This is a genomic window from Shewanella sp. SM68, from assembly GCF_025653925.1.
GTDB classification, from domain to species: domain Bacteria; phylum Pseudomonadota; class Gammaproteobacteria; order Enterobacterales; family Shewanellaceae; genus Shewanella; species Shewanella oncorhynchi.
The window spans coordinates 67,779-81,036 of sequence record NZ_JAKKRU010000016.1 but is presented as its reverse complement, the minus strand read 5'-3'; the positions used below and the strand labels follow the sequence as shown (position 1 = coordinate 81,036).

Annotated in this window: 12 protein-coding genes; 8 read left to right on the top strand and 4 right to left on the bottom strand. The window is 40.9% G+C overall.

From position 1 onward, the window contains the following. On the bottom strand, positions 1 to 160 hold a 160-nt coding region (locus tag L5M40_RS20500; protein ID WP_263257157.1), incomplete at its 3' end, for a DUF4277 domain-containing protein. A 374-nt stretch (positions 161 to 534) separates the two neighbouring features. Here L5M40_RS20500 and L5M40_RS20495 point away from each other — a divergent pair. The 6 genes from L5M40_RS20495 to L5M40_RS20470 all read left to right on the top strand — a co-directional run bounded on the left by L5M40_RS20495 (position 535) and on the right by L5M40_RS20470 (position 7,930). Continuing rightward, a complete protein-coding gene (locus L5M40_RS20495; protein ID WP_218737739.1) occupies positions 535 to 1,476 on the top strand; it encodes a DmsE family decaheme c-type cytochrome in 942 nt (313 codons plus the stop codon). Between the two features lie 14 nt (positions 1,477 to 1,490). After that, positions 1,491 to 3,494, top strand: a complete 2,004-nt coding sequence (locus tag L5M40_RS20490; protein WP_263174200.1) for an MtrB/PioB family decaheme-associated outer membrane protein — start codon at positions 1,491 to 1,493, stop codon at positions 3,492 to 3,494. Between the two features lie 19 nt (positions 3,495 to 3,513). Next, positions 3,514 to 6,057, top strand: coding sequence for a DMSO/selenate family reductase complex A subunit (locus tag L5M40_RS20485; protein ID WP_263174201.1), 2,544 nt, complete (start codon positions 3,514 to 3,516; stop codon positions 6,055 to 6,057). Between the two features lie 11 nt (positions 6,058 to 6,068). Further along, positions 6,069 to 6,746, top strand: coding sequence for a DMSO/selenate family reductase complex B subunit (locus L5M40_RS20480; protein WP_218737736.1), 678 nt, complete (start codon positions 6,069 to 6,071; stop codon positions 6,744 to 6,746). Between the two features lie 67 nt (positions 6,747 to 6,813). Beyond that, complete coding sequence (locus L5M40_RS20475; RefSeq protein WP_263174205.1) at positions 6,814 to 7,479, top strand: molecular chaperone; 666 nt, start codon at positions 6,814 to 6,816, stop codon at positions 7,477 to 7,479. Positions 7,480 to 7,489: 10 nt separating this feature from the next. Further along, a complete protein-coding gene (locus L5M40_RS20470; RefSeq protein ID WP_263174209.1) occupies positions 7,490 to 7,930 on the top strand; it encodes a hypothetical protein in 441 nt (146 codons plus the stop codon). 470 nt (positions 7,931 to 8,400) lie between these two features. Here L5M40_RS20470 and L5M40_RS20465 read toward each other — a convergent pair whose 3' ends face one another. Continuing rightward, positions 8,401 to 8,979: a TetR/AcrR family transcriptional regulator gene (locus L5M40_RS20465; RefSeq protein ID WP_263174211.1), complete on the bottom strand. Its 579-nt coding sequence runs from the start codon at positions 8,977 to 8,979 to the stop codon at positions 8,401 to 8,403. A gap of 141 nt (positions 8,980 to 9,120) precedes the next feature. On the opposite strand from L5M40_RS20465, the gene L5M40_RS20460 reads away from it, so the two are divergent. Next, the gene (locus L5M40_RS20460) at positions 9,121 to 9,606 is read left to right on the top strand and encodes a rhodanese-like domain-containing protein (protein WP_263174213.1); all 486 of its coding nucleotides are present in this window, start codon (positions 9,121 to 9,123) and stop codon (positions 9,604 to 9,606) included. Between the two features lie 21 nt (positions 9,607 to 9,627). Then, a complete protein-coding gene (locus L5M40_RS20455) occupies positions 9,628 to 10,293 on the top strand; it encodes a DJ-1/PfpI family protein (protein ID WP_263174216.1) in 666 nt (221 codons plus the stop codon). Between the two features lie 191 nt (positions 10,294 to 10,484). On the opposite strand, the gene tnpA is transcribed toward L5M40_RS20455, so the two are convergent. After that, positions 10,485 to 10,922, bottom strand: a complete 438-nt coding sequence (gene tnpA / locus L5M40_RS20450) for an IS200/IS605 family transposase (protein ID WP_263174219.1) — start codon at positions 10,920 to 10,922, stop codon at positions 10,485 to 10,487. 496 nt (positions 10,923 to 11,418) lie between these two features. Then, on the bottom strand, positions 11,419 to 13,248 hold the full coding sequence (gene glmS / locus L5M40_RS20445) for a glutamine--fructose-6-phosphate transaminase (isomerizing) (RefSeq protein WP_131524527.1): 1,830 nt from the start codon (positions 13,246 to 13,248) through the stop codon (positions 11,419 to 11,421). Positions 13,249 to 13,258: the final 10 nt, after the last annotated feature.

The window sequence follows — 13,258 nt, the reverse complement described above, 5'->3', positions numbered from 1 at the left end:
TCAGTATCATCGCCACCAACGCTTCACCATGTGAGACTTTGTAGGGCGGCGTTTTGGGTAGCACCGCATCAATCATGCGAGCAATGCCGAGTTCTTGGCAAAGTGCAGCGACCAAACCAAGGTGGTCGAGGTTACGGATAGAGATAGCGGGAGCGGCCATGATGAATTACCTGCAAAAGAGAGTAATAGATCAGAATGACCGATCGCCGTCAAGTTTTTTAAATCGAAAATTAGGTGCGGAATGACGGACACAACAGACACTTGATAAAAATGCGTGATGGCAATCAAAAAATTTAATCAATGGAATTTGTGACTAGCATCATCATTTATCATACAACTTCTATATGCGTATATACATATTTCTAACTAATTTATGCTTAAATCTTAAAGCGTCAAAGACATTCGTTAAATAAATGCTGATGTGCTTTTTACATACTTAAATTGATCACATTTGCAGTTATTAAATACGGATAAAAATAATGAGCTTAAGTGCTTAAGGTTAATGGTTTGCAAAATGTGGTACGAGGCTTAATAATGAAACACTTATTATCAGCAATACTGTTGATTAAACTAATTCTTTTCATTCCTTTAGCATATTCTACACCTTGGGATAGCCTAACAACTGAGCAGGTTAAGTCGACCCTGGAAGAGAAGTTTACCGCAGGTAAATATTCGCCTAAAGGTGCAGATTCTTGCCTAGTGTGTCATAAGAAAAATGACAAAGTGATGGCTATTTTCGATGGCAAGCATGGTGACATGAGCCATTCCAATTCCCCCATGGCGGGATTGCAGTGTGAGTCTTGTCACGGCCCTCTAGGTAACCATAACAAAGGTGGCAAAGAACCAATGATCACCTTTGGTCAGGACAGCAAGTTATCTGCCCCGACTCAAAATACTGTGTGCTTGGGTTGTCACCAAAATACCGCCAAAGTGGGTTGGCATAATAGTTTGCATAATCTGGAGGAAATCGCCTGTGCATCCTGCCACCAGGTACATGTGGCTAAAGACCCTATCTTAGATAAACAACAGGTTAACCAAGCTTGTACTTCATGTCATACCCGCGAAAAAGCGGATATGAGTAAACGTTCATCCCATCCCTTAAAGTGGGATCAGATGACGTGCATCGATTGTCATGCGCCTCACGGTTCATCAAATGAGAGCGCCCTCAAAAAAGCCACAGTAAATGACACTTGTTATAGTTGTCATGCCGAAAAACGCGGCCCCTTCCTATGGGAGCATGCGCCCGTCACCGAAAACTGCTCAACCTGCCATAACCCTCACGGCAGCGTGAACGAGGCCCTAGTTAAGCAACGTGTGCCGCAGTTATGCCAACAATGTCATGCCGACGATGGCCATGCGAGCCGTGTGGTTAGCCAACCGAGTACCAATGCTTTTGGTGCGGGTATGGGTTGTTTGAATTGCCATAGCCAAATCCACGGCTCCAACCACCCTGCTGGCAGCAATTTTGCGCGTTGATTAAGGAGTCTGAGATGAAGTTTAAATTGAATTTAATCACCATTGGACTGCTTGCCGCCTCTGCAAGCGTTAACGCCGCAGACTTTTCGGTTAAGCAAGCCAATACCAGCCTGGTCAACACCAGCGCCTATCAATGTAAGTCCTGTACAGTAAAACTGGGCTATCAAGGCGAAGTCAATACCAATGTTGGCTGGGCAAACAGTGACGATATCCACTCAGGTAATAGCTTTGGCGACAGTGATGCGGGCTGGCGCGGCAGTGTCGGTGGCGATGTGAGTTATCGACAAGGTGAATACCAGGCAGTGATGAAAGCCGATGAACTCGGTTCGGACAACGGTTATCTGCACCTCGAAGCCGCCAAGAACAATCTGGGCGGCATCCAACTCGATTACAGCATGATGACTCGTTATGACGCCACTGCCCAAACCCAATTATGGCATAACAATGGGTTGCTGCTACCCGACAGTCACACCCGCTACCTTGACCTTGAATTACAGCGTGAAAAAGTCGGCATCGGCCTTGAGGGTGAGTTAGATGCGCTGCTTAACGGCCTCAAGGGCTATATCAACTATGACCAAGAGGATAAAACGGGCAATCGTCGCAGCAGTTTATTAGCCAACTCAGGCCCAATGAACTTTGCCTTGCCCGTCGATGCAACGACCCAAAATATCAATGCGGGTATTAGCATCGACCAACACCAATGGCAAAGCGAACTGGCCTATAACGGCAGTTATTACCGAAATCACATTAATCACTTAAGTCTACCCTATGCCGATAATGTGTATGCTGCCACCCCAGATAACGATGCTCATCAAGTCTCGTTAACGGGCCAATACCTACTCGGCACGAACGTGATTAACGGTCGCCTCGCTACTGGCCGAATGATTCAGGATGACAATCTTATCCAAGTCAGCGGCAATCCCCTGCAAAGCTGGGATGGTGAAGTGGAGACCTTAGACGCGCGTATCGGCTTTAGCAGTATGCTGAGTCCCCGTTGGCGCCTAAACAGTCAGCTGGATTACAGCGACCGAGATAATAAAAGCTCTACCTGGGATTTTGCCCAATTTGAAGTGGACAATGTCAGCGGTGCTTTTAAGCAAAACGTTGCGATGGATATTCAGCGCACTAACTTCAAACTGCAGAGTAGCTACCGTTTCAACAGCGACTATCGTTTACTCGGCGGTTTTGATTACAAAGCGGTGGAACGTAACTATACCGAGCGTGAAGAAACAGAAGACAGTGCGCTGTGGGCCAAGCTGAATATCCGTGTCATCCCTAAAACTGTGGTAGACCTTAAAGCCAGTTATGAAACCCGTGATGGCTCAACTTACGACAGCCTGGAAGCCACGTCCATCGAGGAAAATCCGTTGTTACGCAAGTTTTACCTTGCAGACAGAAACCGTAATGGGCTCGAACTCAGCGTTAATCATACCCCCCTGCAATGGTTAACCCTTGACTTCGATGCCCATTACAACAATGACGACTACGATGACACCCTCATTGGTTTAACTGAGGTGCAGGACTACGGTTACAACGTACAACTCAGTGCGCAGCTCTCCAACAGATTCAACGTTTTTGCTAGCGCAGGGCAACAATGGATTGAATCTGACATCGCAGGTAGCCAAGCCTATTCCACCCCAGATTGGTACACCAATATCGACGATGAGTTTATCGACCTCAATATCGGTTTCACCTACGACGGGCTGATGGATGACCGCTTAAGCATTGGGGGCAATTACCAATTTGCTAACTCAGCGAGTGACACCCTAATCACCACGACCACTAACCAGCCTTACGGCGATTACTACTCCTACAGCCACAACTTTGAGCTGTATGGCCGTTATGCCCTGAACAACAGTATGGGACTAAAACTGAGCTATCAGTACGAACGTTACTACGATACTGACTATGCCGAAGTCAGCCCCCATGCCGTTCCGGGATTAGTGACCTTGGGTGAGCTTAATCATAACTACAACGCGCATCTGCTGATGTTGACCTTCAGCTACATGCTGCCTTGATTTAAAAGAGGTGAAGAGAATGGAACGTAGAAGTTTTTTAAAAATGAGTGCCGCGGTGACCGCTGCAGCGACAATTTCTGGATGCAATAAAAGCGCTAGTGAAGCCAATGTTGTACCACCGACGACAACACCCACGGATGAAGTCATTAATTGGTCCGCTTGTTTGGTTAACTGTGGTTCAAACTGCCCCATAAAAGTGTTCAGTAAGGATGGGGTTATCACTCGTATCGAAACAGATCATGAAACCACTGATGAGTATGGCGTTAATCATCAAGCAAGAGCTTGCCCCAGAGGCCGGTCATTAAGGCAACGAACTTACGCGACTGATAGACTTCGTTCACCAATGAAACGAGTAGGTAAACGTGGTGATGCTCAATTTATTCCTATTACATGGGAACAAGCTTATTCAGAAATAGCCACTAAGTTACAAGTAATTAAAGAAACCTATGGCCCAGAATCAATATATCTTCATCATGGTTCAGGAGCTTATTATGGTTTTTCATCTAATACTGCGACTTGGGGACGTTTATTAAATTTAAATGGTGGTTTCCTTGATTACCATTGGGATTACTCTTGGGCAGGAGTCTATGCTGCGAGTATAGCGACATACGGAAGTCAATGGGACAGTATTAGTGGTTCATCTCTAAGCGAAATTGAAAACTCTGACCTATTTATTGGTTTTGGATTTAACCCTAATGAAATTCGCATGAGTGGTAGTGGTGAAGGTTATGACTTTGTGAAAGCCCTTGAAAAAAACCAAAAGGGAATTAAAGTTTGGATGATCGAACCTCGTTACACTGATTCTATGCGTGGGAACGAAAATGAATGGCTTGCTATTCGCCCAGGAACAGACGCAGCATTAATCGAAGCTGTTATTTATCAGATGATTAATTCTGGCTGGGTAGACTCAAATGCGAAGTCATTTTTAGATAAGTATGTTGTAGGTTATGACAGGAATTCTTTAGTTAATGCCAAAGCATCTATCGCGTTACATTCAGATCCATTCATTGCATCACATGCACAGTATGTAAACCCAGATGAAAACTATTTTGATTACATCATGGGACAAGGCATTTATTCCGCTAACGGAGCTAAAACTCCAAGTTGGGCGGCTGCTATTTGTGGCGTATCTGAAAATAAAATCAAACAATTAGCTACAGCAATTATGGCTGCAGAAGCGCCATATATTTCTGCTGGAGCAGGTATTAGTCGACATGCTAACGGTGATCAAGCAACCCGAGCTGTTTATACCCTAGCGATAATGACAGGTAAGATTGGCCGCCCAGGCGTAAACAGTGGTGCAATGCCTACCAGTTATAGCTTTGGGGTATCAGGAATGCCGGCAGGTAATAATCCTGTTGAAGTAACAATCCCAGTCTTTACATGGTCCGATGCGATTGTTCGAGGCAAAGAGTTCACAGGAACCACTGATGGTGTTCGTTACAAGACGAGTGGCAGCCAAGAACTAGTAGACAACAACCCTGCAAAGCTAACAACCAACATCAAAGCCATAATCAACTGTGCGGGTAACACACTGGTAAACCAACATTCTGACAGTAATGGTACAGCAGAGATATTACAAGACGAGACACTGTGTGAATTAGTGATCGTAAGTGATTGTTGGATGACAGCTTCTGCAAAATTTGCAGACTATCTGTTACCTGATAGTACTTGGCTTGAATCTGATGACTATGCAAATGACTCTTATGCATCAGGGCAGATGGCCTATGCAACCTTCATGAGTACATCACTAACTCCTCTTGGCCAAGCTCAATCAATGTATGAAATGTGTACTGGCATAGCCAAGGCAATGGGTAAAGAGTCTGAATATACCAATGGGCTAACTGGCCAACAATGGTGTGAAAAACTCTACAGTGAAACAAAAGCGATGAATCCAGACGTTGCGATGCCCAATACCTATGAAGAGGCTCAAAAAATTGGGGTATTCCGCAAATATATGCCAGCTTCATTTGTAGCGTATCAATCATTTATTCAAAACCCAACAGCAAATCCACGACCAACGATTTCAGGAAAGTTTGAAATATTCTCCATTTCCCTTGCACGTAAAGCGGCAACTTGGACATTGCCTTCAGGAGACAAAATTACTGCCCTGCCACAATATGTTATCACTTGGGACGGGTATGAAGATGCTGATGCGATTAATGCTGGCTATCCATTACAACTTTGTGGTTATCACACAAAAGGTAGAACCCATTCCAGTTATCACAATGTCGCTTGGTTACGTGAAGCAGTTGAAGATGCTGTGTGGATGAATCCAATTGATGCAGCTCAACGCGGTTTAGCTGATGGAGATAAAGTCCATATTTTCAATGACAGAGGTACGATAGAGATTCCAGTCAAATTAACACCTAGAGTAACACCAGGAGTTTGCTCCTTAGGGCAAGGTGCATGGTACAAACCAGATAGCAATGGTCGAATTGGTCCATCTGGTCATGTGATTGATATTGGTGGTTGTATTAACACATTAACCAAATACCATCCTTCGCCCATTACAAAGGGGAATCCACAACATACCAATCGTGTTCAGGTAGTAAAAGCTTAAGGGTAATCAAAATGACAGAAAAAACTCAATTTGGATTCTATTTCGATAGTAGCAAATGTACAGGCTGTAAGACTTGTCACATTGCTTGTAAAGACCGTATGGTTGGAAAAATTCGAAACAAAGATGACGTAGCCTTAAATGGCGTAGCTTCTCTACCTGGCATGTTATGGCGTCGAGTGTATGAATACGGTGGCGGAACATGGAACCAGAATAGCGATAATAGCTTCGAACAAGATGTATTTGCTTACTATACCTCGTTAAGTTGCAATCATTGTTCTGAACCTGTTTGCGTCAAAGCTTGCCCAACAGGAGCGATGCACAAACGCAAGGAAGATGGTCTTGTGTTAGTTGAAGAATCACTTTGCATTGGTTGTCAAAGTTGTTCTAGAGCATGTCCTTACGATGCTCCGCAAATTGATAGAGACCGAAAAGTAATGACTAAATGTGATGGTTGCTACGACCGTCTTGCCGAAGGTAAAAAACCTATTTGTGTCGAAAGCTGTCCTTTGCGAGCATTAGATTTTGATACGATGGAAAATCTACGAGCAAAATATGGCGATGGAGATGAGCATTTTGCCCCCTTACCTTCGCAGTCAATAACGTCTCCAAACTTGATTGTAAAAGCCTCTCGAAACTCAAAATCGACAGGCAATGCTAGCGGTAAAGTATTGAATATACGCGAAGTTTAAAGAACTTTTAAGTTAAGGTGCAATGAAAATTGCACCTTTTAAAATATAAAAAGATAATTCAATCATCATGAAAAGAAATAATCTCGCAACACTCAACGAATTGAAAGCTATATCAAATATTTTACATTCAGTATTAATGATATATCCTGAGGCAGAATTACTAAATCAATTCAAAGAGCAAAACCTAGCCAAAGATTGGCCAAGACTAACTAATTCAAAAAGAGAATCTCAAGCTTTAGAAGAATTGTCCCGATTTCTAACACAATGGAGTGATAATAATGATGAACTCATTAAGCTTAAATTAGATTACGGAACGGTTTTTTATGGTCCAAACACTCCCAAAGCAACACCTTGGGGGTCAACCTATTTATCACCTTCACAGCTATTAAATGACAGCAGCACTATTGAGTTAAAACATTTTTACGCCAAACACAGAATAAATGTTAAAGCCGAAAGCAATGAACCTATTGATCACATCGGCTTAATTATGGCTGTTATTAATTTTTTACTAGAAAAAATGATAGAAAACCCTAGTGTCGATGATTATAGATTAGTTCTTACAGAGCTATTAGAGACCCATTTTCTACCGTGGGGAAATCGGTGTTTGCAGTTAGCTTATGAAAGTTCTGAATCAGACTATTATAAAGGATTTTCAAATTTAGGATTAGAGTTCTTTGAATATTTAATTAGAGTATTCAACTTAAAAGTTAAAGTTAGGAATATTTATCGCTAGGTATCTAATAATGACATTATTAAATTCAATAAACCAACAATGGGAAAAATCTCATTTAAGTGACGTGTTAAATCAGAAGTTTAGAAACCATAGTCAAATAAATCAATTTATTACAGGTGCAACCAGTTTAAATTCTGTGACATGTATGATTGCTGCGCTGGTATACAATGAAGGTAAACCAGAGTGGTTGCCCCAAAAAGTTAACTTCAAAAAAATATCAGAAGAACATGTTTTAAACTGTTTATTTATTAGCTGCCAGTTACTATTTATAAAAGCATTGCAAGATAACGAACTTAGCCAATGTGAAAGACTCATATTCACATTGGCAAATATCTGGGCAAACAACTTCGCCCCCAAAAACTCTAGTATCTGCAGCTTAATAAATAAGATATGTTCTCAACTAGATATCATAACATTACAAAATGGGTTAAAAAACAAATCAATAAGATAAATACATCTTTTATCGTCACTTTACATCTAGATCGTTTAAATAATATGGATTGGTTCTAATTTTTAATTCAATCTGATAAGCTTATTTTGTATCTTCCACAGTATTATCTGTTTTCAGTTCTAAAATATCATTATAAAACAATCAACTGGAAAGAGTGTAAGTTATCTTTTATCAACAGTAATTCATTCTTTATTAGATTAAAAGAAATGATTTTTATGCAAACTGCAAGTTCAAAAAATGCATAATAGTTATATTCTCAGTAAATTATCATAAATTCTGGACTAATGATTGAGCGGGCGCTATCTATACTATTATTAATTTTTAATCATAAGCACCAACTGGCGAGCACCCTATTATTCTGCCACCTATATTTAGCTTTATTTACAAGCGCTTAACATAATTAAAAAGAAAGTTAAAAATCCATGTACTGTAAAAATAGCGCGCGATGTATTAAATCGGGTGACTTAGATCTACTTCATATGTGACTTTATTAAGTGACTACGCAACTGTGAAATATAATGAGCATACTCGTTTGGAGGCGTCGCTGAGAACTTAGCGAACCAAGCCAATAATAAATCTTTATAAATACTCGCTATAGATATAGAAATAATTTGACTGGGAATATTAAAACTTATTGTAGGAAAAGCCTGATTTAATCTTTCCTGTAGAATTTTGCTCATAAGCATATTCACATTTGTTAATAAAAAATCAAGATCATTCCCCAGTTTATAACTCATAAAAAATCGATTGTTTCCTAATTGACGTGACCGATTCAAAAACGATACTAAGTGAGGTTGTGGCTCAGTCTGCAGCCAGTTTTCAGATGTTGTAAGATCATCGAATAACAGGTTAAACATATCCTCATGAATTTCAAGCATAATGTGTGCTTTAGATGGATAATGCTTATAAAGTGTACTGCGGCCAACATTAGCCTCTTCGACAATGTCTTTTACAGTAATGTCATTATAGTTTTTATTCTTTACTATTAGTATAAGTGCATTCTTAATTGCACTTTTAGTTCGGCAACGTTCTCGTTCTCCACGTTCCATAGCTTGGTATCTCACATTATAACCAACAAATCATATTCGTCTAAGTATGGACAATATATATAATTTGTCTATATTTTGCAAATCTTAAAGCATTTATCATTATGACTCGACATTAACTTTTGTTTTATGAGATGGTTGTTTATGAAATTTAGCTTAGTTTTTTTGTTTTCGGTTGCTTTTAGTATACCAGTTACTGCTAGTGAAATAATTTCAGCTGAAAAAATTATCAGGAATCAGCATCAGCTGCTAATTAATAAGATTAGTTCAATTGAAGCTGAAACACTTAATAAATGGATAGAAACCAAGAAAGATTTTATTCTTTTAGATGTTAGAGAGTCTGAAGAAATCATTGCTGTAAATATAGATATAAATAATAAGATAAACATCCCTAGGGGAACGGTGGAATTTAATGTTCAGAGGTTGATCCCAAATAAGAATCAACATATTGTTGTTATGTGTTCCCATGGCATTAGAAGCACAATCGTTACTGATATCCTTAATAAATTTGGGTATATTAATGTTTACAATCTAAAGGATGGGCTATTTTCATGGGTTAACTCTGGACACAGGGTAAGTAATTTTTATGGTTCATTTAAGATTGATGAATTTAAATCAAGCATAAAATAATTTTTTAAATTTGGAGTTTTTATGAATATTGTGATGTTACTTTACCCTGGTATAACCCCTTTAGATTTATTTGGGCCATTACAAGCTTGGTCATTAATAAATGATGTTAATATTCAACTGGTTTGGAAAAATCGTGAGCAAATAGAGACTGATACTAGCGCATATTTATTGCCAACTTGCACCTTTGATGAAATTGATGCTCTGCCGAGAGTTGATATACTTTTTGTTCCAGGAGGAAAACTTGGTGCATTTGAAGCAATGCAAGATCAAGAAGTTTTAGATTTTTTAAATCGTACCTCAGATAAATCATCTTGGATTACGAGCGTATGTACAGGTGCACTTATTCTTGGTGCAGCAGGATTATTGGAAGGCTATAAAGCAACGACACATTGGACAATGGTCGATATGCTTCATTCATTTGGTGCTGTCTATACAAAAGGCCGCTATGTGATTGATCGTAATCGTGTAACAGGTGGCGGTGTTACTGCTGGAATTGACTTTGGTCTTGCAATTATATCACGTATTATTGGTATCGATAAAGCACAAGAAACTCAATTACTACTGGAATATAATCCAGACCCACCGTTTAACTGTGGTCATCCTGATGTTGCTCCTCCAATTTTAGTAAATAAAGTTATTTGCGATTTGTGGGCAATTGGTTATCCCGTCATAGCAAAGAATATTTAGCCACGTTCAGTTATTTACTGAGCATATAAAATATTAAGATTAACTTGCACCCTGAAATATTTTGATTAAAGTACACACAAACATCAATCGTAAAGCTAAAGGGTGCAAGTGTTAATTACCTTATATAGTAAAGAATCCGCCTTCTTAGAAGGCGGCTTTGACTTGCCCCTGGAAGGGGCTATTCCAAGAACCTACATCATCTGCAACGACAATTGAGCCTCATGTGCCTGATCTTGTTTATCTTGATGGCGCACATATCGTCTAATGATTTCTTCATTAACCCCTACTGTATCTACAAAATAACCTCTGGCCCAAAAGCTATTGCCCCATAGTTTTTTACGTACATGAGGGAATTTATTGAACAGCCTTATCGCACTTCTTCCTTTCAATACTCCCATCAGCGTTGATACTGACAGCTTCGGCGGGATTATGACAACTAAGTGAACGTGGTCTATCTGAACGTTTAATTCTAAAACCTCACAACCCTTCATATTGCAAAGGATATAAATTGACCTGTATAACTCCCTACCAAGGTTTCCTTTTAAAATTTTAAAACGGTACTTCGGAGTCCAAACAATATGATATTTGCAACGCCAATAAACATGTGATGAACTTCTATAATCGCCCATGCTTTTCGTTTCCTCTTACTTGTGGTGAATAAGAAGTCTCTTTTAGCATGGGCGTAATTCAGGCTATAGCCTCAAGGAACAATCACCACCGCCAGAGGCGGTGGTTTTGGGATGACAATAAATCTCTATCTGTATTCTCATACTCCTATCTCTATATTACATAAGGACATAGAGGCTAGAAATATTCCTGTAGCTTTCGATTGAAAGCTATGCACATCAGTTTGTATAAACTTAAAGGGTTTTGTATGCCTGAAACTCAGAATGTAATTTGATATTTGAACAATTTTTGGACTTGTTCGTAAATCCGATTTGGGAAACAAAGCTCATCCTAGATCATTGCTGAAACGTTTTGGGGCATAAACGTTTTAGAAATGGCAGCGTACCTACGTGATCGCTGCCATTTCAGTATGAAACTTTAATACCAAGTATGAACCTTTAATACTTAGTATGAGACTTTATTACTCTCCCACAGCGGTTTTCATTTAAATATCTCTATTTATTCTACAGTTACAGACTTTGCCAAGTTACGTGGTTGATCCACGTCGGTACCTTTGATTAATGCAACATGGTACGACAATAGCTGTAAAGGAATAGTGTAGATCAGTGGCGCCATAAAGATGTCACAGTGTGGCACAGGGATCACTTTCATCGTGTCATCCGACTCAAACTCGGCATCCACATCGGCAAACACATACATTAAGCCGCCACGGGCACGCACTTCTTCAACATTCGATTTCAGTTTTTCGAGCAATTCATTGTTTGGCGCAACGACAATCACTGGCATATCGGCATCGATAAGCGCTAGTGGGCCGTGTTTTAATTCGCCAGAGGCATAAGCTTCAGCATGAATATAAGAAATCTCTTTCAGCTTTAACGCGCCTTCCATCGCAATCGGATATTGATCGCCACGGCCAAGGAATAATGCATGGTGTTTATCGGCAAAATCTTCAGCCAGTTCAGCAATCGCAGCATCTAAACCTAAAGCTTGTTCCACTTTTGCTGGCATAGATTGTAGGCTTTGAGTGATTTGAGCCTGCATTTGATCAGACATACCATTGTGGCGACCGATCACCGCAGTCAACATTAATAAGCCAGCAAGTTGTACTGTGAAAGCTTTAGTCGATGCCACGCCAATCTCGGCGCCCGCTTTCATCATGTAAGCCATGTCAGATTCGCGAACCAATGATGAACCTGGCGCATTACAAATGGTCAATGTGGCTTTATAACCCATTTCTTTCGCTAAGCGCATGGCCGCTAAGGTATCGGCAGTTTCACCCGATTGTGAAATCGTCACCAACAGGCTATTTGGGAATAAGTGCGACTTGCGATAACGGAATTCAGAGGCAATTTCGACGTTACAAGACACGCCAGCCCAATCTTCTAACCAGTAACGTGCCGCCATGCCCGCATGGTAACTAGTACCACAGGCGATGATTTGCACATGTTTGATATCTTTTAAAAACTCAGCAGCGTTGTCACCAAAAGCCGTGTCTAGCACTTGCTTATTAGCAATACGACCTTCAATTGTGCGCGTCAGTGCCAATGGCTGCTCGTAAATTTCTTTAAGCATATAGTGGCGATATTCGCCTTTGTCACCGGCATCGTGGGTAATTTCAGATTCTTTGACTTCACGCTCAACGGCATTACCGTTTAAGTCGAAAATACTCACGCTGCGACGGGTCACTTCGGCCACATCACCTTCTTCGAGGAAAGCAAATGAGCGAGTGACGGGTAATAAGGCAAGTTGATCTGAAGCGACAAAGTTTTCACCTAGACCAAAACCAATCACCAATGGACTACCAGAGCGAGCAACAACCATACGTTCACTATCACGACGGTCAATAACGACTGTGCCATAGGCGCCTTCGAGTTGTTTAACCGTGGCTTGTACGGCACCAAGCAGAGTGCTATGGGTTTTCAGCTCATGGTGCACTAAATGACAAATCACTTCGGTATCGGTATCTGAACTAAAGTTGTAACCTAAACCTTTAAGCATTTCGCGCAGTTTATTGTGGTTTTCGATAATACCGTTGTGCACCACGGCAATATCACCTTCCGATAAATGCGGATGAGCATTACGCTCACTCGGCTCACCGTGGGTCGCCCAACGAGTGTGCGCGATACCGGTTCCGCCTGCTAATGGGTCAGTTTCAAGCGCAGCCGACAACTCTTGTACTTTGCCAACGCGGCGCGTACGGTTGAGTTCACCATTGTGAATAACGGCAACGCCAGCAGAGTCATATCCGCGATATTCTAAACGGCGTAAGCCTTCTACCAGAATTTCAGCCACATCCCTTTGCGCCACGGCGCCTACGATTCCACACATAGTCTTTACC

Coding starts and splice junctions, on each gene's coding strand:
- L5M40_RS20495 (WP_218737739.1), top strand. CDS start 535: ATGAAACACTTATTATCAGCAATACTGTTGATTAAACTAATTCTTTTC.
- L5M40_RS20490 (WP_263174200.1), top strand. CDS start 1,491: ATGAAGTTTAAATTGAATTTAATCACCATTGGACTGCTTGCCGCCTCT.
- L5M40_RS20485 (WP_263174201.1), top strand. CDS start 3,514: ATGGAACGTAGAAGTTTTTTAAAAATGAGTGCCGCGGTGACCGCTGCA.
- L5M40_RS20480 (WP_218737736.1), top strand. CDS start 6,069: ATGACAGAAAAAACTCAATTTGGATTCTATTTCGATAGTAGCAAATGT.
- L5M40_RS20475 (WP_263174205.1), top strand. CDS start 6,814: ATGAAAAGAAATAATCTCGCAACACTCAACGAATTGAAAGCTATATCA.
- L5M40_RS20470 (WP_263174209.1), top strand. CDS start 7,490: ATGACATTATTAAATTCAATAAACCAACAATGGGAAAAATCTCATTTA.
- L5M40_RS20465 (WP_263174211.1), bottom strand. CDS start 8,979: ATGGAACGTGGAGAACGAGAACGTTGCCGAACTAAAAGTGCAATTAAG.
- L5M40_RS20460 (WP_263174213.1), top strand. CDS start 9,121: ATGAAATTTAGCTTAGTTTTTTTGTTTTCGGTTGCTTTTAGTATACCA.
- L5M40_RS20455 (WP_263174216.1), top strand. CDS start 9,628: ATGAATATTGTGATGTTACTTTACCCTGGTATAACCCCTTTAGATTTA.
- tnpA (WP_263174219.1), bottom strand. CDS start 10,922: ATGGGCGATTATAGAAGTTCATCACATGTTTATTGGCGTTGCAAATAT.
- glmS (WP_131524527.1), bottom strand. CDS start 13,248: ATGTGTGGAATCGTAGGCGCCGTGGCGCAAAGGGATGTGGCTGAAATT.